This window comes from Psychrobacter sp. AOP30-A2-5, from assembly GCF_052378115.1.
Lineage (GTDB): Bacteria > Pseudomonadota > Gammaproteobacteria > Pseudomonadales > Moraxellaceae > Psychrobacter.
This window is the reverse complement of the sequence record NZ_JBQSXK010000014.1, coordinates 1-23,649: the sequence shown is the minus strand read 5'-3', so window position 1 is coordinate 23,649 and position 23,649 is coordinate 1. Positions and strand designations below refer to the sequence as shown.

22 protein-coding genes and 1 pseudogene are annotated in these 23,649 nt (G+C 41.4%); 14 read left to right on the top strand and 9 right to left on the bottom strand.

Features of this window, described 5'->3' with window-relative positions:
- Positions 1 to 113: 113 nt before the first annotated feature.
- The 5 genes from tatA (at position 114) to ACT3S4_RS10455 (ending at position 4,824) form a co-directional block, all read left to right on the top strand.
- Positions 114 to 356, top strand: coding sequence for a Sec-independent protein translocase subunit TatA (gene tatA / locus ACT3S4_RS10475; protein WP_045445916.1), 243 nt, complete (start codon positions 114 to 116; stop codon positions 354 to 356).
- A gap of 41 nt (positions 357 to 397) precedes the next feature.
- Complete coding sequence (gene tatB / locus ACT3S4_RS10470; protein WP_444761012.1) at positions 398 to 1,093, top strand: Sec-independent protein translocase protein TatB; 696 nt, start codon at positions 398 to 400, stop codon at positions 1,091 to 1,093.
- Positions 1,093 to 1,977, top strand: a complete 885-nt coding sequence (gene tatC / locus ACT3S4_RS10465) for a twin-arginine translocase subunit TatC (protein WP_444761011.1) — start codon at positions 1,093 to 1,095, stop codon at positions 1,975 to 1,977. Before tatB ends, tatC begins: the two co-directional genes overlap by 1 nt.
- A gap of 218 nt (positions 1,978 to 2,195) precedes the next feature.
- Entirely contained in the window at positions 2,196 to 3,695 is a 1,500-nt protein-coding gene (locus ACT3S4_RS10460; RefSeq protein ID WP_055125342.1) for a UvrD-helicase domain-containing protein, read from the top strand.
- A 103-nt stretch (positions 3,696 to 3,798) separates the two neighbouring features.
- Entirely contained in the window at positions 3,799 to 4,824 is a 1,026-nt protein-coding gene (locus ACT3S4_RS10455) for a tRNA dihydrouridine synthase (RefSeq protein ID WP_444761010.1), read from the top strand.
- 74 nt (positions 4,825 to 4,898) lie between these two features.
- On the opposite strand, the gene ACT3S4_RS10450 is transcribed toward ACT3S4_RS10455, so the two are convergent.
- Together ACT3S4_RS10450 and ACT3S4_RS10445 are read right to left on the bottom strand one after the other, a co-directional pair.
- Positions 4,899 to 5,324 (bottom strand): MAPEG family protein, encoded by a 426-nt coding sequence (locus tag ACT3S4_RS10450; protein WP_444761009.1) that lies wholly within the window; start codon positions 5,322 to 5,324, stop codon positions 4,899 to 4,901.
- A gap of 14 nt (positions 5,325 to 5,338) precedes the next feature.
- Complete coding sequence (locus tag ACT3S4_RS10445; RefSeq protein WP_444761008.1) at positions 5,339 to 5,752, bottom strand: OsmC family protein; 414 nt, start codon at positions 5,750 to 5,752, stop codon at positions 5,339 to 5,341.
- A gap of 518 nt (positions 5,753 to 6,270) precedes the next feature.
- On the opposite strand from ACT3S4_RS10445, the gene ACT3S4_RS10440 reads away from it, so the two are divergent.
- Complete coding sequence (locus ACT3S4_RS10440) at positions 6,271 to 6,792, top strand: RNA pyrophosphohydrolase (protein ID WP_045452438.1); 522 nt, start codon at positions 6,271 to 6,273, stop codon at positions 6,790 to 6,792.
- A 96-nt stretch (positions 6,793 to 6,888) separates the two neighbouring features.
- Here the strand turns inward: ACT3S4_RS10440 and ACT3S4_RS10435 are convergent, their stop codons facing one another.
- From ACT3S4_RS10435 to ACT3S4_RS10425, 3 genes are all read right to left on the bottom strand, one after another.
- Positions 6,889 to 7,983, bottom strand: a complete 1,095-nt coding sequence (locus ACT3S4_RS10435; RefSeq protein WP_201540634.1) for an NAD(P)-dependent alcohol dehydrogenase — start codon at positions 7,981 to 7,983, stop codon at positions 6,889 to 6,891.
- 232 nt (positions 7,984 to 8,215) lie between these two features.
- Positions 8,216 to 9,088, bottom strand: coding sequence for an NRDE family protein (locus ACT3S4_RS10430; RefSeq protein ID WP_444761007.1), 873 nt, complete (start codon positions 9,086 to 9,088; stop codon positions 8,216 to 8,218).
- A 78-nt stretch (positions 9,089 to 9,166) separates the two neighbouring features.
- The gene (locus ACT3S4_RS10425; protein ID WP_444761006.1) at positions 9,167 to 10,798 is read right to left on the bottom strand and encodes a DUF4139 domain-containing protein; all 1,632 of its coding nucleotides are present in this window, start codon (positions 10,796 to 10,798) and stop codon (positions 9,167 to 9,169) included.
- A gap of 277 nt (positions 10,799 to 11,075) precedes the next feature.
- Between ACT3S4_RS10425 and lgt the strand changes: the two genes are divergently transcribed.
- The 6 genes and pseudogenes from lgt to ACT3S4_RS10395 all read left to right on the top strand — a co-directional run bounded on the left by lgt (position 11,076) and on the right by ACT3S4_RS10395 (position 19,042).
- On the top strand, positions 11,076 to 11,960 hold the full coding sequence (gene lgt, locus ACT3S4_RS10420) for a prolipoprotein diacylglyceryl transferase (RefSeq protein ID WP_087813630.1): 885 nt from the start codon (positions 11,076 to 11,078) through the stop codon (positions 11,958 to 11,960).
- Between the two features lie 74 nt (positions 11,961 to 12,034).
- Positions 12,035 to 12,685 (top strand): annotated as a pseudogene (thyA, locus tag ACT3S4_RS10415) (thymidylate synthase); the annotation flags it as partial.
- Between the two features lie 54 nt (positions 12,686 to 12,739).
- The gene (locus tag ACT3S4_RS10410; RefSeq protein WP_444761005.1) at positions 12,740 to 13,975 is read left to right on the top strand and encodes a tyrosine-type recombinase/integrase; all 1,236 of its coding nucleotides are present in this window, start codon (positions 12,740 to 12,742) and stop codon (positions 13,973 to 13,975) included.
- Positions 13,972 to 16,425, top strand: coding sequence for a tyrosine-type recombinase/integrase (locus ACT3S4_RS10405; protein WP_444761004.1), 2,454 nt, complete (start codon positions 13,972 to 13,974; stop codon positions 16,423 to 16,425). The genes ACT3S4_RS10410 and ACT3S4_RS10405 overlap by 4 nt, the downstream gene beginning before the upstream one ends.
- Positions 16,425 to 18,533 carry a site-specific integrase gene (locus ACT3S4_RS10400; protein ID WP_109592142.1) on the top strand — a complete coding sequence of 703 codons (2,109 nt, stop codon included), beginning with the start codon at positions 16,425 to 16,427 and terminating at the stop codon, positions 18,531 to 18,533. The genes ACT3S4_RS10405 and ACT3S4_RS10400 overlap by 1 nt, the downstream gene beginning before the upstream one ends.
- Positions 18,530 to 19,042 (top strand): hypothetical protein, encoded by a 513-nt coding sequence (locus ACT3S4_RS10395; RefSeq protein ID WP_109592144.1) that lies wholly within the window; start codon positions 18,530 to 18,532, stop codon positions 19,040 to 19,042. Before ACT3S4_RS10400 ends, ACT3S4_RS10395 begins: the two co-directional genes overlap by 4 nt.
- Before the next feature lie 171 nt (positions 19,043 to 19,213).
- Here the strand turns inward: ACT3S4_RS10395 and ACT3S4_RS10390 are convergent, their stop codons facing one another.
- A complete protein-coding gene (locus tag ACT3S4_RS10390) occupies positions 19,214 to 20,065 on the bottom strand; it encodes a thymidylate synthase (RefSeq protein WP_036600623.1) in 852 nt (283 codons plus the stop codon).
- Between the two features lie 238 nt (positions 20,066 to 20,303).
- On the bottom strand, positions 20,304 to 20,687 hold the full coding sequence (locus ACT3S4_RS10385) for a winged helix-turn-helix transcriptional regulator (protein WP_095570550.1): 384 nt from the start codon (positions 20,685 to 20,687) through the stop codon (positions 20,304 to 20,306).
- A 14-nt stretch (positions 20,688 to 20,701) separates the two neighbouring features.
- On the opposite strand from ACT3S4_RS10385, the gene ACT3S4_RS10380 reads away from it, so the two are divergent.
- Together ACT3S4_RS10380 and ACT3S4_RS10375 are read left to right on the top strand one after the other, a co-directional pair.
- The gene (locus ACT3S4_RS10380) at positions 20,702 to 21,535 is read left to right on the top strand and encodes an NADPH-dependent F420 reductase (RefSeq protein WP_409520882.1); all 834 of its coding nucleotides are present in this window, start codon (positions 20,702 to 20,704) and stop codon (positions 21,533 to 21,535) included.
- A gap of 138 nt (positions 21,536 to 21,673) precedes the next feature.
- Positions 21,674 to 22,663, top strand: coding sequence for a zinc-dependent alcohol dehydrogenase family protein (locus tag ACT3S4_RS10375; RefSeq protein WP_109592148.1), 990 nt, complete (start codon positions 21,674 to 21,676; stop codon positions 22,661 to 22,663).
- 219 nt (positions 22,664 to 22,882) lie between these two features.
- Here ACT3S4_RS10375 and ACT3S4_RS10370 read toward each other — a convergent pair whose 3' ends face one another.
- A complete protein-coding gene (locus tag ACT3S4_RS10370; protein WP_068405210.1) occupies positions 22,883 to 23,377 on the bottom strand; it encodes a hypothetical protein in 495 nt (164 codons plus the stop codon).
- A gap of 91 nt (positions 23,378 to 23,468) precedes the next feature.
- A partial coding sequence (locus tag ACT3S4_RS10365; RefSeq protein ID WP_444761003.1) for an ArsB/NhaD family transporter occupies positions 23,469 to 23,649 on the bottom strand: 181 nt, incomplete at its 5' end.

Sequence of the window (23,649 nt, the reverse complement as noted above, 5' to 3'; positions counted from 1 at the left end):
TAGCTCTGTTTTACTTCGCATTGTATGTCGAGGCTGTTTATTGAGTATAACGATATTCGATACACCCAAAGTAGGCATACAAAGACTGAAAATCAAGACACAAGGATACATTTATGGGTAGTTTTTCTATTACGCATTGGCTGATTTTATTGGTGGTAGTGGTGGTCGTATTTGGCACCTCGAAGCTTAGAAATGCTGGCAAAGATTTGGGCGGCGCAGTCAAAGGCTTCAAAGAAGCGGTCAAAGACGAAAATACTGAGCATGCTAAAAAGCATGTGGTGCTCGATCATGATGGCAATGCACACACTGAAGAGCGCCCAACAACCACCAAGGTTGATGACACGCATAATGTATAGCCTCTAGACAGTGACCTTTTAGACAGTGACATCGGAACATTATGTTTGATATCGGCTTTTCTGAACTACTCCTCTTTGGTGTTATCGCCCTAATCGTCTTGGGCCCAGAAAAACTGCCACAGGCAGCGCGTACCGCTGGGCAGTGGTATGCCAAAATTCGCCGCACGGTATCCACCCTGCAATCTGAAATCGAAGCTGAACTTGATTTGGCAGAGACCCGCCAGCTTATGCAAAAAGAGTTGGCCAAAATTCGCCAGACTGAAGCAGATATGAGGCGTGAGATGGTGGAGATGCGCGGCAGTATGCAAGAGTTTGAATCCTCGCAAAACCAGCATTTAAAAGCATCGCGTGATCCAGGCGATGACAATACGCCTAGACAAAGTAGTCAAGCCAGTAGTGAGAATGATGATAATCGACCAGTGCAGCCAAAAGCGTTTGACTACGCCTATGACAGTAATAGACAGGCTGAGAAACCAGAAAGCCCTGAGCAGTCATCGGCACAAGGCGATAATGATAGTCTAAAAACTGACTGTAGTGATAACGCCAATCCAGTGTCTCAAACCATCACAACTAGACCGTGGGAAAATATGTGGTTTCGTCTTGGAGCTTATGATAAAGCGCGTCGTTTGCCGCAACCGCCCTACTTACCAAATTATAAAGCCGATATCTTACTAAACAGCCATATAGACAGTCCTTTACCTAAACAGGCTTCTGTTCATGAGCAGGAGAGTCATTAGTGGGCTTATTTAAACGTAAAAAAAGCCGTCAAGAAAAAGTCGCGGATTCAGATATCGAGACCTCAACAGCTACCCTTGATGGTAATGTCGACAGCAATACTGAGGACTCTGGCGATATCCTAAGCTCACTTGGCGATATGCCGATTACCGAGCATTTGATTGAACTGCGTCATCATTTGATTAAGATATGTGTTGCCGTACTGGTCATATTCTTGGCTTTGGTCGGATTTTCACGCGAGCTCTATGATTTTTTGTCCAACCCATTGGTTGCCCAGTTGCCTGCCAACGCAACGATGATCGCGACGGATATCACCTCTAACTTTATGGCACCGATACGCCTGACTGTTTTTGTCGCTGCATTCTTTGCAATGCCCTACATCTTGTATCAAATCTGGTCGTTTGTCGCTCCTGGTCTCTATAAAAAAGAGAAAAAAATCGCTATTCCCGTTTTAATGTCCTCTATATTTTTATTTTATGCGGGTGTGGCTTTCTCTTATTTTATTGTCCTTAAAGGCGTTCTCAAATTTTTTATTATGTTCGCGCCGCAGAACGTCTTGCCGATGACCGACATCGACAGTTATTTAAGTTTTGCACTCAAACTCTTTATGGTATTTGGTTTAACCTTTGAGATTCCAGTCGTCACCTTGCTATTGATATTGACGGGCGTCGTCTCCATTCAGAGCCTAGAAGATAAACGCCGTTATATTATTGTCGGCTGTTTCGCCGTTGCTGCGGTCGTGACACCGCCTGATGGGGTGTCGATGTTGATGCTCGCCATTCCGATGTGGTTGTTGTTTGAGCTAGGATTATTTTTAGCAAAAATTTTAATTAAAGAAGAACACAGTCCTGCCTTAGCAAGCGATGCAGGGTTAAGTAAAGAATAACATCACTTGTCAGGTACTTATTCCAAAAACAGCCAACGCGCTAATCTGTTACTATAACCTACTTATTTCCACCTTTATTTTCTATGAGTTTTTGTATTATTGTCATGTGCGCTTGCAAGTATTTTGCAATTTCATATGACGAGCCAGCCATTGTCTATGCAGTGGCTTTTTTTACCCCCGTCATTTTTGATCCGTTTTACTCTTTTAGGTAATTTTTTATGTCCGCATCTATGCCAGCTTATATGAGCGATCCCACTGATGAGCAGCTGAGCGCGCTCAACATGGCGATGGATCACAAGTCATTTAAAGTGGTGGCTTATGCGGGTGCTGGTAAGACGACGACCTTAAAACTGATTGGTGAGCGTTTGCGTGGACGCGGTTTGTATTTGGCATTTAACAAAACCATTGCCAATGATGCTCGCTCAAAGTTTCCACCGCATGTGGAATGTCGCACCTTTCATTCGCTTGCTTATCGGCATGTCGCCCGTGATATCACTGCTAAGCTGTCGTTGCCGCGTTTTTCACCCAAGCGTTTGGGTGATGATTTGGGTTTGCAGCCCGTCCAAGTACGTCGGCAAATGGATGGTATAAACAAATATATTACCCTCACTCCAGCCCGACTGTCGCGATTCGTCAGTGATGCTGTCAGCAATTTTTGTAGTACCCATGCCAGTTATCCTGCCCCTAGACATATATTGTTTCCCAGCTGGCTCGATGATTCTGATGCCGAGCAGCTGCGTGAAATGCTCTACCCTGCTGTTGAGCAGCGCTGGTTACAGTCTATTGATGCACGCCATCCTGCTGGTATCGGGCATGATATTTATCTTAAATTATGGGCACTGTCTAAACCCAGTATTCCCGCTGATTTTATTTTGTTTGATGAAGCGCAAGATGCCGATCCCTTGATGATGGGAATTTTGACCCAGCAGCCACGGCAAGTAATTTATGTGGGTGACGCTCATCAGCAGATTTATGAATGGCGCGGCGCAGTCAATGCGATGAAAAAACTACCCTTACCACAAACCTTATTGACCCAGTCATTTCGTTTTGGCGAACCGATTGCTGAGATTGCCAATACTTTGCTCAAAGCATTGCAAGAAGACGTCCCGTTAAAAGGCAATCCTAATAAGCAATCTTCTACTGATAAGGGTATGGTACATAGTAAAAAAGATGCCATCCTTTGCCGCACTAATGCAGCCGCAATGTCGCAATTATTAACTGGATTAAAATTAGGTCATAGGGTAGCGCTACAAGCCGATACCGATCGTATGCTTAAATTTTGTCAGGCAGCTGAAAATTTAAAGAATGGTAAATCGGCATATGGCGTACCTGAACTGGCGTATTTTTATAATTGGGGTGATGTGCAAGAGTATTCTGAAACCAATGAAGGCAGTGATCTGAAAACACTGGTGAAATTGGTCGATGATCATGGCACCAATGTCCTGAGCCAAGCGGTCAATAGTCTCACCAGTATCGAAAATGCTGACTATGTTATCTCCACTGCCCACAAAGCGAAAGGGCTCGAATGGGGAAAGGTACAGCTGGATGATGATTTTTATTATGATGTGACGACCAATGCGGTCAAAATAAGCCCTGAAGAGTTGCGTTTGCTTTACGTCGCTTGCACACGTGCCCAGAGCAATTTGGACATCCATAATATTAAAGACTTGATATCTGGTTTGCAGACAGGCAAAAAAGTGATTTTTGGTAATACTTAATTTTTCTCAGTTAGTCACTTCTGTATTTGCCACTCTAAACCTCTAGCCTACCTGTCTTTATGGCAATCCTTTAATAGCACCCTTTTAGCAGTGAACAACAAGCATGAATACTAATCAGCAACTTCAAATACGTCAAAATACCATCCGTCAGTTATTCGCCAATCCCGTCCGCCTCCTTGCACCAATGGAAGGCTTGACCGACCCATTAATGCGGCAAATCCTCACGCAAATTGCATCAGACTTGGGTCGCCCTTATGATTGGTCGGTTAGCGAATTTATCCGTGTGACTCAGCACGTATTGCCAGCGCATGTATTTTATAAATACGCTCCAGAACTGCGTCATGATGCTAAAACTGCCTCTGGCACGCCTATTCATGTCCAGTTGCTCGGTAGTGAAGCGCAACTCATGGCAGAAAATGCTGCTTATGCTGCCGCGCTTGGTGCACCAGCAATTGATATCAACTTTGGTTGCCCTGCCAAGACGGTCAATAGCCATCGTGGTGGTTCGGTATTATTGGATGAACCCGAAACCATGTATCAGATTATCAGCGCGGTGCGGCAAGCGGTTCCCGTTCATATTCCAGTCTCAGCTAAAATTCGTTTAGGCTACACCGATACCAGCCGCATGGATGATATCAAAGCTGCGATTGAAGACAGTGGTGCTGATTGGCTGACCATTCATGCACGGACCAAAACCCAAGGCTATAAGCCACCAGCCTATTGGGACAAAATCCAGAGCTTTAACACGCTAGATATTCCAGTCATTGCCAACGGTGAAATATGGAATACAGAGCACGCGAAAAACTGTATGACTCAAGCTGGTACAGAACATCTGATGTTAGGTCGCGGCGCGGTTACTCGTCCAGATTTGGTTGCTCGTGTGGATTGCGGTTCAGATGATGCCATGCTAAATGCAGCAACGTTGTCGTGGGAAGCAATGGTCACCCATCAGATAAGATTTTTGGAAGGTCGGGCTAAAACTGAGGTGATATTAGTGGGTCGTTATAAGCAATGGCTTGCGATGCTCATCAAAGGCTATAGCGAAGCAAAAGTTTTATGGGACAGTATTAAAAGAGAAAAAAATAAAGCAGCTATCATTAGTGCACTGCAAGCCAGTGTGCGCCAATAATAGCTGCTTTTATCTTAAAGGCAATCTGTTTTAAAACAGCACTATCTTAAAGCCAATCTGTCTAACGAATAAGATTAAACACTCACCCTAATCGCTAAATAGAATAGCATCAAACAACAGGCAATCGATAACACCCAAAGTATGGAGCGAAACGTCGCCAAATTAGTAATATAAGCCACGCAAAAACCGATACGAATCAGCACGTACAACCAAGCCAGTATATTGATAATCGATTGTGGTACAAAGAATAACATCGCCGTTAAAACAGCCGCCAAAAATATTGGCAAAGTTTCATAGCTGTTTTGCTGGGCCGCGTTAGCACGTGCGGCCGCGCCCGTCGTACCTTGTAAAAAATCACGTGGATGGGCATTGTCAGCCAAATTAAAGCCGCCAATAGCTTTCGCTGTCAATGCCATGGCAAGCGGTAGTAAACTTGCTGCGACCATCGCCCAAATGGCGGACGCTGCGGTATCAGAGACTAATTCCAGAAGTGCATTCATTAGTATACTTGCCCCTACCCTGCAATCACTTCGAAATCATGGGTGACGTTCACCCCACCTTGTACCAACATTCTACTGGCCGAGCAGTATTTTTCTGCGGACAGTTTTATGGCCTTCTCTACTTGGCTTTCTTTGACATCTTGTCCTGTCACCACAAAATGCATGTGAATGTCAGTATAGACAGCTGGTACAGTTTCAGCACGCTGAGCGGTCAGCTCACAACGCACGTCTGTCACCTCTTGACGCGATTTTCGTAAAATCGCTACCACATCGTAGCTAGCACAACCACCAAGCCCCAATAGAATCAGTTCCATCGGACTTGCGCCTTTTTCTTTATCGGCATCGATCTGTACATTATGCCCTGATGGTGACACGCCCATAAATGCTTTGTTTTCTTGCCACGTTACACTTGCTTTTGACTCTGACATCTTGACCATTCCTTATTTTAATTAGCTCGTTGCCCGATTTTTATTTTCTGGCAATATTTTTACTTGGCTAGTGTAGCATAAGCCAATGGCACATTTTATCGAGCCATTGTCATCCAAAATCATTATTATTATAAATAGCTCACCTATTTGTCTTTTGTAGCCTTATTTTTAATTAAACCTTTTTACTAAAATTTTCTTAGCAGTGAATTAACATTCAGACACCGCCTACTGTTTATTATTCAAACCTATCCTCTTATAGTTCGAACCTATCTTTGTAGTAAGATTCCCCAAAAAACATTACAAAAGTTTAATTATAACTGGTTGATTTTAAACAGTTAAGCTCGTGAAACATTTTATAGCAAAATACTGTTACACATTTTGCTTGTTTCTTGGTTTAATAACGGTAATGAATCTTATTTTGACCTAATATCGACAACCATCACCTTATAATAATTATGATTGCTGTCACGGTTCTAGCTCAAAATAAGCTATTTTAAATAAATTAAAAAGGTTTAATCATGATAGATGCAGACGGCTTTCGCGCCAATGTCGGCATCATCTTGGCAAATACACAAGGGCAGGTTCTGTGGGCAAAACGTATTGGTCACAACGCTTGGCAGTTCCCACAAGGCGGTATCGACCGTGGGGAGACGCCGATGGATGCGATGTATCGCGAGCTCTGGGAAGAGGTCGGCCTGCATCCGCGTCATGTAGACTTATTGGCAGTGACGCAAGATTGGTTGCGCTATCGTCTGCCAAAACGCTATGTGCGGCATGGACAGCACCCTTTATGTATTGGGCAAAAACAGAAATGGTTTTTGCTACGCTTAGATGAGACGAACACTCAACATATCCGCTTTGATGAGGGCAAACCAGAATTTGATCATTGGCAATGGGTCAGTTACTGGTATCCACTTGGACAAGTGATTCATTTTAAACGAGGCGTTTATCGCCGTGCCTTGCAAGAGCTAGTGCCTGAGCTACCTCTAAGACAAGAGCTGATTATTCCTGAACAAGATAATCACTTGTTGATAGGATGAACTGACATTTTGATTAAAAGTAACACGTAATAGAAGAGCCTGTATCCTTTAGATGCAGGCTCTTCTATTATATAGCGATTATATCTTGCGGAATAATTATGGCTTGATAGCAATTTTTAGTACGCCGTCACGCTGATGCATGAACAAGTCATAAGCCTCTACAATATCATCCAAGGCATAGGTATGCGTCACCATCTCTGATAAATCTACTCGACCCGACTCGATGACATTCATCAATCGGCGCATACGCTCTTTACCTCCTGGGCAGAGAGCCGTTCTTATCGTATGATCGCCAAGACCAGAGGCGAAATGAGCCATTGGAATGACTAAATCTTCAGAATACACACCCAAGCTTGAGAGTGTACCGCCTGGTTTTAATATTTTGAGGCATTGCTCAAACGTAGACTGTAAACCTAACGCCTCGATACTGCTATCCACCCCACGACCACCAGTGATTTTCATGATCTCATCAACCACGTCAACTTCCGTGAAGTTTAGAGTAATATCTGCTCCCAGTTTTTTTGCCATGGCCAAACGGTCATTATTGCCATCGACAGCGATAATCAGTGACGCGCCTTTAATCCTTGCCCCAGCAGTAGCGCATAAACCGATAGGGCCTTGTGCAAAGATAGCAACCACATCACCAATCTGAATATTGGCGTTTTCTGCGCCTTTGAAGCCTGTCGACATAATGTCAGGACACATCAACACTTGCTCATCCGTCAGTCCATCTGGCACTGGACATAGATTGGCCTGCGCATCTGGCACTAGCACATACTCTGCTTGCGTACCATCAATGTGATTACCAAAACGCCAGCCGCCTGTGGCTTTATAACCGTGACAAGAACATCTACCATCTGCATCAAGATAACCACCATCTTGTGAAGGGAAACCATCTTGACTGGCATAGGAGGTAAACGTTGGGCAAATGGCACCAGCAATGACTCGCTGCCCTTCTTCATAGCCCATGACTGCACTACCAAGCTTTTCAATGATACCTACTGGCTCGTGACCAATGGTTAAGCCTTTTGCAACGGCATACTCACCTTTAAAGATATGGATGTCAGTACCACAAATGGTCGTGGTCGTAATTTTTATCAAGGCATCATTAGGGCCTACATCAGGGATTTTTTTATCTACAATTTCAATTTTGCCTGGTTCAATAAATATCAGTGACTTCATCATGCTCATTTCACACTCCTTGTTTTATGATCGTTTACTCAGCTGGTATGAACTTTAGTGACACCTATATTTATCTTACGCCATATAAATAGTAATTTAAAGTGAAATCCATTCTTTAATAAAGGGATTGGTGATTCTCTATTGTTAGATATTAAAACTGTAGTATCAAACTTCTCATGGAAATTGTACGTGAGCCTCATTAAGAGTAGATGAAAAAGCTAATAGATTAGAAACCCATAGGCTACTTATGACTATCATGTCGACATTCTTTATAACTGTCATGCTGACACTCTCGGCTTACTAATCTAGCAATCTCATCCACTGCTGAATCTGCCAACTGAGAATGACATTTCAGGGTTAAAATGCTTTGGGTACGTGTCGCATAAGTGGGCAAATTATTTTGCGTATGATTAAAAGCAACAGGCTCTATATAAATAGAAGACAGAATCTGCTCAATCTCAACAGCCACTCCAGTCTCCGGCAGCTTATCCACTGGCGCTTGCGTATTATCAGACAATACCGCAAAGGCAGCTTCTTGCCAGTACTCAGGTTCGCTATTCTCAGCGATTAGTGGCAATACTTCTTGGCGCAGCCTACCTCGCAGCTTTTCAGTTTTAAACCAGCTGTCCTCAGGCTGACCATTGGAAATGACATGCAGTCCTGCATATAGTGGCATAGGAGCATGACCACGGTTATTGACGATAACGGCTTGTGTCATATCACCAATAATGAGATTGAACCCAGCATAGTTTTGCAAACTAATCTGCCGTGCAAACTCCATCGGGCTGATATCACTGGTTAAGAAATCCGTGACTAGCGCCCCGCGTGAGCGCTCATCAGAGCTTGCCTGCACGCCATCGCGAAAATTTAATACCGCAGCCCAACGTCCGTTTTGCTGATAATACTCTTTAGGCGCTTGATGATTGGCTTGATGGGGCTGTTGATGAATACCCAACCAAGTACCGCCACTTTGTACATCGCGTCCTGCAAAAACAGGCTTATCTTCCCATTGATGTAGCAGCTCTGTCGGACGCTGCAAAAACTCATCGCGATTGGACAATAACACCAAAGGCAGCTCATCAAACAGTTGCCAAGCAATGGCGACAATACACATAAGACTCCTAATTTTACTAAAAATATGCTTAGCAAACAGCCAAGCTTGATTTAAGTGTGAACTTAGTTCACTGACAAATTAGTTCACTGATAAGTTTTTGCTAGCAGGATAACTAATCTGAGAGGTCGACTGTATGACTTTCGATTGTTTACTTGGTAAATCGAACTCCCACGCAACCATACCTTTATTGTCATTCCAGTCACGCTCAGTCACTGGCGGTGTATGAGTGATGGTTACTTTAAGACTATCGTCGCGGCTAATCGGCTCACTGCCTAATACTTGTAAATGCATAGGTCGGTTGTGCTGATTGGTAAATTGATACGCTTGTGTTTTAGTCAAGGTTTGCGTGCGATTGAAAGCGCCTTTATCACCCTGCTTATCTTCATCAGCTATCTGCTTTACGATGGTATTAGGGTCAATACCAAAACCGATACCTTGCTCTTTGAGCGCTTGATAATTATAGCGCGCCTGCCCGACATAATTATCATCACGGTATAACTGTAGCGAACCATCTACCCAAGCTGGTGTCAAGAAAGGTGCGGATGCATACCAATAGCCAGCTGCCTCCACACTCGGCGTACTACGAATCCATAGCTTGCTACTGCCCGACTGCTCATCAATGACTGTCCGTACGCGCCTGCCATCGCTTGGAATACTAATACGCTGCGGCAAGCGGTATTCGGTAATGCCGTTTTTATTCTGACTGCTAACGGTAAAGCTTGGCAGCGGCGCCATGTTAGGTGTCGAGGCACCACCATAGCTGTCTCTTGCAGATACCACAACAGGCATGTTTTCCGCCATAGGTGGTACAGATATAGTCCGGTTTTCTCTATCTTCTTCATATAAAGAAAAACGCTCAACTCGTGGCAATTGGCTGGTGGTGTTTTGATTGGGATTGACAGAGCTTAGCATCAAAGGGACATTGAGCCAGTTTTCTCCTGTCTGCTGGGCAATAACCGCAGAGGCAATGATATTTAATTGCTTGGTTTCAGTATTCAGCCTTGCTTGATACGTTGGCTCCCAACCCGCGCCGCGTACTTGATAGTGCAGTTTCACACTGCTTGGTACTCGACTGGCAGTACGTACACTCACTTGAGTCACACTATTTTGAGTGGAAGTCGCGCTGCCTGCCATTAGTTGATTGAGCGCATCTTGTGCACGGGCTTGGCGCTGCTGAATTTCTAGTATGCGTTTATTGATACTGACTGCTTGGGTTTCCAGATCTCGTGCATTATTGGCAAGCGTGCCATCTGTACTAATTTGCGTGACCTTGGTTAAATTCTGCAAGTAAGCTTTGGCTAAGCGTGCCGCTTCTAACTCAGCATTGATAACTGCCAAATTATCTTGCTGTGTCTGCACTCTCGCCTCACCTTGATACTGACACTGTGCTGCTTGCTCATCGCTTAAAGTCTCGATACTGACTTCACCAATATTGATGCCATTTGCTGCTTGTACGCTCACACTGTCTTTATCGATATAAGGGGACAGACAAGAAAAAACCAGCGTCTGCTCGCCGCTACCATTGATTGGTAACGCACGAGTCACGCTAGCTAAGCCCTGATAAATGGTCACTTGCTCAATACTACTGTTCGCTGCCTGAGCAGGAGTCAAAGCTAAAGCTGCTAAGCCAAATAAACCCAGTGGCATCAACTGTTTTTTAGAGGGTAAAAAATTAGGTAATATTGCTACTTTTGATAACTTAGCTTGCATAATCATTCCTTAAAAATACGGTTAATCCATTAATACGGTGCATTAGCGCAAGCGCGCAGTATCTAACGCTTCATTAAATATAATGAGGCAATATTTATGATGGCACTTATCTTCAGCAGATTTTTTATATCTTAGCGGTTTTCTGGCTTTCTTTCTAGATGTTACCCGTAGCAGATAAGTTGTTACCATGAGATGAGCCTCACCGTAATTTGGTATGCCTCACTGGCTATTTTTGCTATTATGAGCAGCATTCTATTACCAAATTTATGATGCCCTTATGATGATACATCCTCAGTACGATCCTGTAGCGCTGTCTTTGGGTCCAGTAGAAGTGCACTGGTATGGCCTAATGTATTTATTAGCATTTGCCGCCGCCTTTGGTCTGGCTTGGTATCGCAGCACCAAACGTGACAATTGGAACACTGACATGGTGTCCGACTTGGTATTTTTTGGCGCACTTGGCGTCATTTTGGGCGGTCGTGTCGGCTATGTATTGTTTTATCAATTCGGTGAATTTTTACAAAACCCCGCTTACCTTTTCAAAGTCTGGGAAGGCGGCATGTCTTTCCATGGCGGCATGATTGGTGTCTTACTGGGCATGTTATATTTTGCCCGTAAGTATAAAAAGACCCCGTTTCAGGTGCTGGACTTTATCGTTCCTTGCGTGCCAACGGGCTTATTATTTGGTCGTATTGGCAATTATATCAATGGTGAGCTATGGGGCCGTGTCTCTAACGGTGGCTACAACTGGCTTACCTACTTCCCGCAAGCGGCTGCTACTGATATGCAGCAATTGCAAACCAACCCTGAGCTGCAAGAGTTGATGCTTGAAGTAAATGGGCAGTATTTGCTACCTCGCCACCCCTCACAGCTGTATGAGGCACTTGCTGAAGGGTTATTATTATTCCTATTCCTATGGTGGTATTCATCAAAACCGCGCCCACGTATGGCAGCATCGGCAGTATTTTTATTGGGCTATGGCATCAGCCGCTTCATCATTGAGTTTTTCCGCCAACCCGATGCGGACCAAGGATTTGTATTACTAGGCTGGATGACCAAAGGGCAGATACTCAGCGCTCCCATGATTATTATTGGTTTCATTATGCTGGTATACGCTTACAAACGTGGTATCTATGACTGGGGTAAGCAGTCGGCTTATTAAGCACTAATTCACATCAAGTAGCCTGTTAAAAAACAATACAACTATGCGTTTTAATAGCGTAGAAGAGCAATTTTATGACCATGAGCAACTCCATTATTAGTAACAACAATCAGAGTAAAAATGAGCAAGCCTATCTTGATTTGCTGCGTCTTGTCCTGACTGAAGGCACTGAAAAAGGCGATCGTACTGGCACTGGTACGCTGAGCCACTTTGGCGCGCAGCTACGTTTTAATTTAGCCGATGGTTTTCCATTATTAACCACCAAAAAAGTCCACTTTAAATCTATCATCTATGAGCTATTTTGGTTTTTAAGTGGCAATACGCATGTTGATTATCTACAAGCCAATGGCGTACGTATTTGGAATGAGTGGTCTACGGCTGAACAGACAGCGCGCTTTAACCGCCCTGCTGGTGATTTAGGCCCTGTCTACGGTCATCAGTGGCGCAATTATGGCGCAAGCCAGCGTGAAGATGGGAGCTACAATAACGATGGTGTCGATCAAATCACCCAAGTCATTGAGCAAATAAAAACCAATCCCAATTCAAGACGTTTGATTGTGTCTGGTTGGAATCCCGGTGAAGCAGATCAAGTTGCGTTGCCGCCTTGCCATACGCTATTTCAGTTCTTTGTTGCGGATAATAAACTGTCATGCCAGCTATATCAGCGTTCAGCAGATTTATTCCTATTATACCCCCATAACAATAATGCACAGTATGGAGTACTGGATCGTATATAATGCAATACATAATTCAGTCTATGTATTGAGATAGTGGGTATTATGGATATTAAAGTTTGTTCTGATGTAGAGCTAGATTTATCACAGTCTTGTTTACTTAATGAGATTCCAAACTTAACATTGAACAAAACTATAAAAGTGAATGGTGTTGGAGTATTTGACGATGATGGCAAGATCCTTCCTATTATTTCTGAGTATTTATCGTATCAATCCAAACATCAAATAATTTCTTATAAGTCAGCAGTTACTTATGGTAGAAACCTAAGCTACTTCTTAAGTTATATTCGTAGTCGTCCAGATTATGATGACAGTGAATCTGATGAAGTATTTATTACAGTTCCAAAATACGTAATTCAAGAATACCTCACATTTTTAATTCGTGAAGATGATAAGAGCTCATCTACTGTTAGAAGTCGAGATGAGACAATACATGCTTTCATTGAATATCTTTGTAGCCCTACAGAAGACCGTGATAAGCTTAGACAAGATAATCCATATAGTGATGGCTTGCTATCAAAACCACCAAAGCGAACACCCATTAGTTCTTGCACACTTGATGACCTTTTTATATTGATTAAGTTTACTGATTCAGAACGAGAAAGAGCTTTACTCCAGTTTCTATACGACTCTGGCTTACGTCGTTCAGAACTACCTAGAGTTACTCTTCAAGACTTTAAAGATATTAACAATTTCAATTCTGAAAAGTTTATTTCCTGCGATAATGATCAGCCTATCCATGCTGATTATGCGCCTTTAAAAGTCAAAGGAAGTAAGGGCCGTGGTAATCAAATTAAGCCACGCTGGACTCTGCTGAGCTTAGCAACTATCAAACGTGTGCAGAAATATCACGCATCTCCTCTGTATAAAAAACACGCCCGTAAATATGTAGACCCGTCTGAAACCCCAGCATTTTTTAATGCTAAAGGTACTCCCTATACGCCTAGTGCGATCAACAAATTGCTTGAACGTATAAGTGAACGTGCAATAAAGAAAGGTTGCCTTGATCGAAGCATCTCTCCTCACAAGTTAAGGCACGGTAATGCTTATGCAATATTGCAGTCAAATGATTTAGGTGCCGATTACTTAGATCGGCTTGTTATTGTGCAGAAAAACTTAGGACATAACCATCTCCATACTACACAGATATATACAAGCATTCCCCAAGATATCTATAACAGCATGTGTGACGAGAACGGTGAATTACTAACTAGAGCCGAGAAGATGAGGCGCTTGTCTGAACAGACGCAATTAAGAATTGGCATTAAGGACATCAAATGAAAAACGATGGAATAACCATTGATAAGGTTTATGAGAATTTTTCTGAGCCAGGGATTTCAGGTGCAGACTTTAAGAAAGTTGAAGAAAAGCAACCGATTAAAGACGCCAAAGCAGCTGTTATAGAATGGGTATCGAAAACAGTTGGAGATACAGAAGCACTATGGGAAATACCAATTAGTAAAGCTGATAATGCTTTAGGCTTCAGTGTAGCTGTTAATCATATTCAAAGTGCTGTAGGTGTCTCATACTCTGTTGCACAAACACATAGGGGTATTACGACTCCTTTAATTGAAAAAATGATTGAAGAAGGTATTCTAGTAATACCAAGTGAAAGCTACGAAGCGGCTGGCATCGAAAACACGAGGAAACTATTGAATTGGTACAGACAACTATCTGTAGAGGAAAAGCACACTTTACCTATTTTCGGCAATAAGATTTCGATAGGAAAAATGTCTTCAGAACAACTACCTATAAAAAAAGGATCCTTGAAATTTAATGTTGTTAAAGATGCTTGGGAATTCATTCATCAAGACCTAGAGAAACTTGGAATTATTGATGCTAATTATAAAAGCGTTGCTGAAAGAACAAGCGAAGCGAATATCAATAGAAAAAGTTCCAGTGAAAGTCAGATAGACCGTTTTAATAGACTTGCAGCAAGAAAGTTAAATGCTGCTGAAGATTTTCTCGTTCCTTCAGAATTAGAACCTTTCATTCAGGTAGAGCAGCTTTTTGCTGCTCAAAGTGTGACTGTAACTTCAGATTCAGGTAAGGAAAACTATAGAAATGCCTGTAGTCAGTTTATAGAATTCTTGACTAATTATTACGGACCTGGACCGTTGAGAATCAAGGTAACTTTTGACGCGCATCTCTTGTCTAGATATCGGAAATATTTGCAGCAAAAAATAATAAAAAAAGAAACCTCAAGCCATTACGCAAATACGAATCTAAGTGCTGCACGCAACGCATTACAAAGACTAGAACAAGTGCCCGATATGGAATACAGTTTTTTTGATATAGATGGGTTTTCTGTAAGCAGAGAAACAGACGTTAAAAAGCCATTTACTATGAACGAGCGGCTCCAAATATTAGATGCTATCGAAAAAGGATTGAGTGAATCCAGAACAGCCCTTACACCTTACAAGAAGACGGGTGTAGGTAGGAATCCTTTGGACAAGAAATGTTCGATCATAAGAGGTCTCTCGACACTAGAGAATGCGCGATGGCTCTTTGAAAATGCCTTAATGTGTAAACCAATTCATCATAATACAGCTAATTCACCTATCGAGAAGTCTTTCTTAAGAATTATTAAGAATTCAGGTACGGGTTTAATAGAGACATACAATGAATGGGGCGTTACCCCAATGATAAATATGGATACACTAACGCCTTACATTTTAAGGCTTGCTCAAATCACTGGTTTAAATGCAGATCCTTTACTTTCTCTTAATATGAATGATTACGTAGACTCCCACCTAGCAACATCACGACCTTGCCTTAGATATTGGAAAGAGCGATCTGATGGTCACAAAGAGTACCACCTTGATCTTTTTAATGCAGAACTGACATGGCTTACATCATCTCAAGCTGAGTCAATAAAAGTTATTTTTGAAGAACTGGACCAATTAACTGGTAGTTTTCGACAAGATATTAAAGATGATGCTTTTAAAGATAGGTTGTTCATCTATCAGTCGGATAGTACAAAAAAGCACGGCAGAGTATCTCCAATATTAGGAAATAAAGAAAAAAATGCAAAAGCATTGGGAGCTAGTTTGTCTAGGTTTGTTGAGAAATATAATTTAAAAAATGATGCAGGAAACCCCTTAACTCTTACAATAAGTCGGTTCAGACCAACCTTTGTTAGTGAGATGCTTAGAAATGGCGTAACTGTACGTGAAATTCAGCTCATGTTGGGCCACTCCTCACTCCAAACGACTCTTGGCTATATAGATTCTCTAGATTTTAACTCCATGAGTAGAATGAAGATAAATGATGAATTAAAAGAGATACATCAAGCGACTCTGGATAAACAAGTTGAGAAAGTGCCAGAAGATATAAAGTCCAAAAAAAATGATGAGTTGGTAACAACCTTTCATACTCCTCTAGCTGAATGCAGAAATATTTTTGACCCGCCAAATTTTGTAAAAAACCTTTCATCCTACATACCTGGTACTCCATGCTCACAATATAATAAGTGCTTGAGCTGTGACAATGTCATTATTACAGCTAAAAACCTCCCTGAAATCTTTGCAATGAAGCGTGACTATACGCTTTTGACAGAGCACTCCCGTGTCATGGACACACCCTATGGGCATGTAATCTCAGAGAATTTAGAGCTGATAAAAGGCATCACAGAACCAGAACTATCTAATTTTTCCTTAGAAGAATTAGAAAATGGGCGGCGTTTAGCAGAATACATTGAAACGACCACACTAGTTGATGGAGTAATCTAATGGACTATGAAAAAAAGCTAAATGTATTAGTAGGTTTTGCAGAACATCGTTTATATATCTTAGATGCTCTAGACCATGCTACAGTTCAAAAGAAGAAACACCTTCAAAATAATTACACATATGACATAGCGTATGTGACGTACCTTATGGACAAACCTGTATCGAAATTATCAAAGTTTTCTGACATGTGTTGGAATTTTAATAACGACTATCCTAATGCTGCACAAAATGTCCAAGGTGCAAAGCTCCGCATTAATTTTTCAAAGCATACAGATATCCCAATATTCGTTTTAACAGAAATTAAAGTTATATTCGAGCTGGCTCTGCTAAACAATTCGATTTTCAAGCCGCAGGGAAAAGAGGGGAAAAGCCGAATAAAAAAATCATTAAAAGCGAACTCGTTGATTGCAATTTTCGAAAGAGGTTTAGCATTTATTAATGAAATATTTAAACAGGCATCTTATGAGTTAGGCTATGAGTTTGTTCAAGAAAAAGTTAGAACGCTCTCCGATATAACACCCGAACTGTATTCCAAAGCCGCTGAAAACTATGATCGTGTAAAAGATAGAGAACTAGATGAATTTTTTAAATATCTACGCAGTCCAGCTTCGGTTAAATATGTATTTGAAAAACCTATCGCTTATGTAGAGTTAAATAGCCTGAAATGGAAGAAGCTGGCGAATGCTGATAAAGACAAGAAAGGCCAAGTGTTACCAGACTTAGTCTTTGAATCTTTATCAAAGATTGCATCTTTTATTGTAGTAGATTTTTTGAGTGCTATAGGAGCTTCAGCAAAGATATCAGATCCTAACTCTTTAGAAAGATTTGATACAAGCAACTACGTATCATGGGCAAATAAAGAAAGAGTAACCCACGAAATTTTCAACGCCTATATTGCTATTAGATTAGGAACCAAAGGTTATCCTCCGAGTTTCGTTACAAATATAGTCGAACCTTATGATTGGATGCTTAACAAAGACTCTAATGTTATGGGTGGACTGACTTTACGTAAAGCATTGAAAAAACGTGGTTACAAGTTAGACGATCTTAGAGAATACTTTAACCTCGTAGCGTATGCATGCACATATTTAGTAGGCCAGTATACAGGTATGAGACCATCTGAACTATCAGAAATAAGAGTTAAAGATTGTTCGTGCTTAGTTCAAGATGATGGCGTTTGGCTTATTGAAAGTACCGTCAAGAAACATAAAGATGAAATTAGTACAGGTTTGTTTGACGACAGATGGGTAGCTATACCGATTGTTAAAGATGCAATATTAGCAGCATCGTATATTTCAAAAATTAAAGTTTCACCTTACTTAATTTCTAATGTAGATACTGTTAAACCAGGTAGCTCCCCTCAGTCGATGGCTAGTAATGGCATTACACATCAAATGAATAGTTTTATAGGCCAACTGTTAGGCAAAAACATTGCTGATGAACTGAAGTTCAATCCCTACATGCTAAGACACACATTAACATATCAATTGTTTAAGGCTGAAGTTGGATTGCCTCTTATATCGTTTCAATTGAAACATTTTGTAGAGAGTATCTCTAAGTACACATCTGCTGGCGCCACCTCGTCAGTTACGTTAGGCTACGGTGATATAGGTGAGATGCTGTCAAAAGACGGTAACCGAAAAGGTGATACGAAATCACTGCGCCGAGCAGCTGAATTAGATGCTATTAAGACTGCCCATAATCCAAATGGTACATATTATGGTGGTAAAGCGAGTGAGCATAAAAAAGGTCTGATCAAGACGTTTAGTGGATATATGGCTGAAGGATACACAGAGGATGAGATTTATGAGGCTATGGTAGATCAAGGGGTTGCCATGGTCTATATGGGACAAGGGCTTTGCTATGGTGGTAGAGCAGAAGAGTATGACTCAAGCCTACCATGTATTGGTTCACTACGTTGTAACCCAGCTCGATGCAAACAAGCCGTTGTAACTACCAAGCATGCTCCTAAATGGCGTGAAGTTTACATGTTAAATAAGAACAACCTCAATAAACCAGAATATTTGGAGTCTCGTGAGCAAATTCTAGCAGCAATGAACGAGGCCAAAATGGTATTGGAAAATCTTGGTGAGGCAATCGAACTATGAGTAATGAAGCTTATGATCAAAAAAATAATGATGACTATGAAGCAATAACTTCTGCTCTAAATATTGCCCTAATAGATCTTCAAAATAACAAAAAACTAAAACCCACTATAGCGCAACTTTCGAAGATGACTGGTATTCATCGAAATACTATTACAAACCGTGGTTGGCCTGTCCAAAAGCTAAATCAGCTCAAAGATATCAGAAAAGCTGAAGAGAAATCGCGTAAAGAAAAAAAAGCTATAGATAACGCTGATGTTAAGAATGCGCTTGAAGCAAAAATGATTCAAGCACAAAATGAGGTTATCTACTGGTTTAATGAATATCAAGATATAAAAAGAGTCGCTCAACACTCAGATAAACGGTTACAAAAAATGAGAGAGTCACGAGATTATTATAAAACACAATCTGATACAGATAAAAGGTCGTTATTAGAAGCTAGACAGGAGATTAAAAAACTGAGACAAATGTTAGCTTTAAAAGATGCAACACCGAACCAGCTGATGCACTAATCTATCGAAAACTACCTATGCTATAAAAAGTATAAACTTAATTTCCTTGTACTTAAAAGCTAGCAAGAGCTTAGCTAACAAATATATACCTTATAGCATAAATCACATATATTAATACTTTATGCCTAACAGAAATTTATCATCTTTCTTAACTTTTAATTTATATTTGTATCAAACTGAGAATGGATACGCGATAGACTCATGATACTGATACCCTTCCACTTCAAAATCGTCCAATGTTACCCATGTCTCAATATCTTCGAGAGACTTAATTTCAGGGTTAATGTGAAGTTTAGGGGCTGGATACGGTTCGCGTTTTAATTGCACGTCACGCATTAATTGTAATTGATCTTCATAAATATGTGCATTTACGATCTTATGATAAGCTTTTCCGGCCTCGTGGCCCGTAATTTGAGCCATGAGAGCTAGTAAGGTAAACACTTGAATCTGATTAAAATTTTGACCTAATGGTACATCACATGAACGTTGTGATGAAGTCAAATAAAGCTTGCCACCTAACAACGAAAATGTATGAGTATGCATACAAGGACGTAAACATCCCATATGAAACTCACCTGGATTGTAGAAGGTTAGAATTTCACCTCGGTCATCAATACCGTTTCGCAAGTTATCATAGATCTTATGAAGCTGGTCAAACTCCTCTCCTACTGAATTACGCCACCTGCGCCCCTGTACACCATAAACTCGGCCCATATCATCCTTACCTTTACGATAAGGATTAGCTAACCAAGCTTCATTTTCATTGGCATTAGCGTTCCATGTATTACATCCAATAGCTCGAAACTGAGCTGCGCTATCATAACCACGTAGATACCCTAATAATTCTGCGATAGCTGCTTTCCAATAACTCTTTCGAGTAGTTACTAAGGGAAACTCATTAGCTCCTACATTGTAGTTTAAATCAGCATTAATAACGGTTAAGCAGCGTTTTCCAGTCCGTTCATTCTCGACCCATACACCCTCATCAACTATACGTTGACATAAATCTAGATACTGTTTCATTCAATAACCTTAGTTGGACTACAAACTTATCTCAAAAGGTGATTTTTGTTGAACTGCGTGGACAATACATTTTACCTTTTGATTTCATTGAGCATTATAAAGTTTCAAGGCTCAATTGTACAAACCTGTTCGTAACAACTAATTGTCTTAATAACTTATCAACAGGCTATGCCCCAATGGATCCAATGAAACCGAATCATTCTATCTAAAACCATTTACCATGATGTACCTTTATACGTTAACTCCTTTCTTTTTTGTCTTCTTGAATAAGTTGTTCACGTCGTAAGAATGCCCAATCGATCAAAGCCTCCATTGACGGTCCCAAAGCGATACCCATTTTAGTCAAATGATACTCAACCTTAGGTGGCACTTGCGGGTAAACCGTTCGCTCTACAATACCATCTTTCTCAAGTTGCTTAAGTTGTTGGATCAGCATTTTTTGATTTATGTCATCTATACGTCGCTCAAGCTCAGAGAAACGTAGGGGGCATTTTGCTGCAAACAGTTGACAGATAATCACCATTTTCCATTTCCCTTCTAGGACTCTAAGTGTCTCACTCGTTGCCGCAGCCCAAATAAGCTGTTGTTTCGGATCTTCGCAATGCCAATCTCGTTCACTCATATACTTACCTTTTGGTGTGTACCATACTTTTTGGTAGGTTCTTGTTATTTAGTAAGTTTAAGTATATCTTAATTAGCAAATCAATAGTGAGGCATTTATCTATGAAAATTGGAATTATTGGCACCGGTCATATTGGAAAAACATTAGTAATAAGATTAAGTGAAGCGGGTCATCAGGTAAAAGTAGCCAATTCACGAGGTCCACAATCTATCGAAGCTGATTTGCTGATAAATGGAGCGCAGCCTGCAACGACTGAGGAAGCAGTAGCAGATGCCGATGTCGTTATATTGTCTATCCCACTAATGCGGATTCCAGATATCGCACCTCTCATTAGAAAACTTCCAGCTAAAACAATCGTTGTCGATACTTCGAATTACTATCCTCTTCGAGATGATCGAATAGAAAGTATTGATGAGGGTCAAGTTGAAAGTTTGTGGGTAACAGAGATATTAGGTAGGTCAGTAGTCAAGGCATGGAATGCTATTGGTTCCCATTCTTTCGCCGAAAAATCATCTCCCGTCAATAGCGTTGATCGCATTGCGATTCCTGTTGCTGCTGATAATGAGGAACATAAAGAGATCGGAATGATGCTTGTTCAACAAACGGGATTCGATGCAAGATATTCTGGAACGCTTGCAGAGTCGTGGAGACAACAGCCTGGCTCACCATCTTATTGTACTGACTTGACTTATGAGGAGCTTGGTTCTGCACTTTCAATGGCAGAAAAAAAACGCCTCCCTAAAAGAAGAGATATATCTGTCGAAGCTATCTCTGAGCGAATGGGCGATAGTAAGACAAATCCTGATGCTGACTATGCTGTACGTTTAAGTCGTGCCCTATTTATGTAAAATATTACTCTATGGATAGAAGCTAAATGCTTTAACAGAGATCAGATATTGCCTGAACACCATGCCTATTATGGCGAGCACCTAATTCTCAAATTGTAACCCAATAATTATTTCCATTTATCAATAGGAACAAATCTTATGTCCAAAATCATTCGTTTTCACCGAACTGGCGGTCCTGACGTTCTTCAAATCGATAATGTCGACGTCGCTGCTCCCAAAACCAAAGAGGTTCAGATACGTGTGAAAGCCCTTGGTATTAATCGTGCCGAAATTATGTATCGAACTGGACAGTACGTCATTGAGCCGCAGTTTCCCGCTGTTTTAGGCTATGAAGCAGCTGGTATTGTTGAAGCCGTCGGGCCGGACGTGACCGAGTTTGTGGTTGGCGATATAGTCAGTGTGGTGCCCGCTTTTTCGTTTGCTGACTACGGTCTTTATGGCGAGTTGGTTAATGCGCCCGCGCATGCGGTGGTTAAGCATCCAGAAAATCTGTCCTTTATCGAGGCTGCGGCAACGTGGATGATGTTTGTTACTGCCTACGGCGCCTTGATCGAATTTGGTAAGCTTGAAGCGGGCGAAACCGTACTGATCGGGGCAGCCTCAAGCAGCGTGGGACTAGCCGCAATCCAGATTGCGAATATGGTTGGAGCGACACCGATAGCCTTGACGCGCAGCAGCAAGAAAAGACAGGCATTGCTTGACGCCGGAGCTGTGCACGTGATTGCAACGCAAGAGCAAGATCTGATTAGCGAGGTAATGGCGCTCACTGACGGCAAAGGTGCACGCATGGCGTTCGATCCTGTGGGAGGTCCCGATGCTGGGAAAATTCTTCAAACGCTGTCCATGCAAGGAATCTTCTTTCAGTACGGTGCACTGGATAACCGCGATATTCCCGTTCCGGTCATGGATATATTGAGCAAGCACTTAACGCTGCGTGGCTATGAGCTTTTTGAAATTACTGGCGATCTGGACAAGCTGGAACAGGCAAAGAATTTCATCAATCATGGCCTTGCCAATGGCGAGCTGCGTCCTATTATTAATCGGACATTCGCTTTTGAAGAGATGGCGGAAGCTCACAGCTATATGGAATCCAACACACAGGTTGGCAAAATTGTTGTGACGCTATAGGAAATTTCTAGAGGCATACCTCAAGGGAACTAGTCAGGTGCTTTCACTGGTTCGGTTCCCTAGTGAGGACTTGAACACTAAGCTGTGGGCTAATGGTATCAACGTTTTAACTCGCTGAGATAGTCTCAGTGTACTTCATGGTGTACAAAACGTTAGATTATCAAGCTTAAAAAGCCTTGGATAGAACTATTGCTGAAGTTTTAAGTGCCACTATGGAGGTTATTTTACCAACTGATAAAAATCCTTCTTTAAAGTTTCCTCAAAATCCCAACATGGGGATGATTTACTAAATTCTATAGTTACAAATGTAGAGTCTCTATTCTCCCCAAGTGCTAACCCATACTTATCTTTACAGAATAAATATCGCCCTTTCTCCTGATAATCTTTTTTATACTGTATCCAACCATCGGCTTTGATTTTACTTATATTATCGTCAGTTATACCATCACTATCTTCAAACATTATTCCGTAACGTAACGAACTACTACCCCTGCTCGTTCGACCTTCAGATATTGAGTTACTCTTAAAAATCTCCTTTAAAGAGGGTGCAAGCTTTTCTCGAGCAATAATTTCACTTTTTTTGACGTTTTCAAGATAATTTTCAGGTGTTTCTAATTTTTCTTTGAACATCATAGCCATAATGAAAACAAATACTCCAGAGAAAAATATGTTAAATGTGCGTTGACTAAAAAAACCTTTATTATTTTCTTTCATGCCTTTCTCTCGTTAGCGGTAAGGCTTTTTAATATATAGCCGACGGTTCGATGCTCTATACAGGCACCGTACTATAAGAATGACCGCTTACTTAAATACTGGGTAACATAGGCAACCAAAATACTAAAGCTAAAAGCGTTACGAGTAGTACTGGCGGTGTTATGAATAAGCCAATCTTCATATACTGACCCCAGCTGATTTTATAATCCTTTTCCGCCAGTACATGTAGCCATAATAATGTTGCTAAACTTCCAATTGGGGTGAATTTTGGC